Genomic DNA, 1,536 nt, shown 5'->3' with positions numbered 1-1,536 from the left:
CTCGACCGCGCCATCCGCGCCGCCCGTCGCGGCCACCTCGAGGCCGCGCGTCGGCTGTTCGATTCCGTCCTCGAGGCCGAGCCCGAGAACGAGCTCGCGCTGACGTGGCGCGCTCGAGTGACGGAGGACGCCGGTGCCAAATCGGTGTTGCTGCACCGCGCGCTTGCCCTCAACCCCGACAACCGCTGGGCGACCGACGCTCTCGAGGGCCTAGGAGACGTCGAGGCCGGGGCCGCCGCGTCCTCGAGGTCGCTCGACGACGTCGGATCGCGCACGGCCTCGGTCGAGAACCTGCAGTGCCCAAACTGTGGCGGGCAGGTCGAGATTCATCCGGACCGCGGCTCCAAGTCGGTCGTGTGCACGCACTGCGGCAGCGTCCTCGATCTGACCTCGAAGCAGCTCGAGATCCTGGGGCGCGTCAAGCCGAAGTTCAAGCCGAACCAAGACATCTATCCCGGCGCTGAGGGAACCTTCGAGGGCGAGCGTCACGTCGTGACCGGCTGGCTCCGATACAAGGGCTGGGACGACGAGGACTCGTGGACCTGGGACGAGTGGCAACTGGTGAGCGACAGCGGGACGGCCCGCTACCTCTCGTACTCGCGCGACGAGGGCTTCCTGCTCCAGTCGCCCGTTCGGCCGACGCCGAAGGTGGGTCGCGGAGGCATCGAGTTCCCGGACGGGCGCGTCCGGTTTCACGAGCAGAGCCCGGCCAAGATCACGGGCATGGCAGGCGAGCTCACGTGGCGGCCCAAGCTCGACGCGACCCTTCAGGTCGCCGAGGCTCGGAAGGGCACCATGCAGTACAGCGTCGAACTGACGGCCGACGAGGTCGAGGTCGTCGCGGGCACGCGGCTCGCCGATGTCACAGTCTGGAAGGCGCTCGGACGCGACGACATCCTGGGCGCGATGAGCAAGCGCCAGCTCGAGGCCGAGGAGCGCGCCGCCAAACGAAAGGAGCGGGGCAAGAAGCGCCGCCGCACCTTCGCGGCGATGTCGAAGATCTTCTTTGTCGCCTTCCTCGGCTTCCTCGCGTTCGGGATCCTAGCCGTGCCTCGTCTCGGCAGCACCGTCGCCCAGACCTCGGCGACCTACGAGAGCCCCGCCGTCGCGCTCCCAGAAGACCCGTATGAGCGCGACATCGCTCTCCGTGACACCGTCGATCTGGGTCCGATCACGATTGGGGAGGCGGCCCACGTCGCAAGGGTGACGATCACGGCGCCCATCAGTCCCGCTGGAGGGACAGCAGGCCCTCAAGGCGTCGACCTCGCTGTGGCTTTTATCGCCGAGGACCGAGCCCCTGTCCACTTTGTCGGGATCCGAGAGCTGAGCGGACCCCAAGGCACGGAGGTCTCTGCGGCCTCGAGGCCGTTTCGGATCGAGCCGCCGTCCCGCGGCGCAGCGGAGCCACTGCGGCTCACGCTCTTGGTAAATCGCGAGTGGACCGGTCGGGGAGACGTCGCGTGGACCGAGCCCGTCTCGTTTCCCGTCTCCATTGAGGTCCGCCGCGTGTGGCTGGCCGGGCCGCTTTGGTTCGCC

The 1,536-nt window shown here is 68.6% G+C and carries 1 protein-coding gene; it reads left to right on the top strand.

Going from position 1 to position 1,536, the window contains the following annotated elements; translation table 11 throughout:
• On the top strand, positions 1–1,536 hold a 1,536-nt coding region (locus WBA11_RS16960), incomplete at both ends, for a DUF4178 domain-containing protein (protein WP_424521826.1).

Origin of the sequence: Rubrivirga sp., from assembly GCF_049648075.1 — a bacterium.
Classification (GTDB): domain Bacteria; phylum Bacteroidota; class Rhodothermia; order Rhodothermales; family Rubricoccaceae; genus Rubrivirga.
This window is presented reverse-complemented; position numbering and strand designations above follow the sequence as displayed.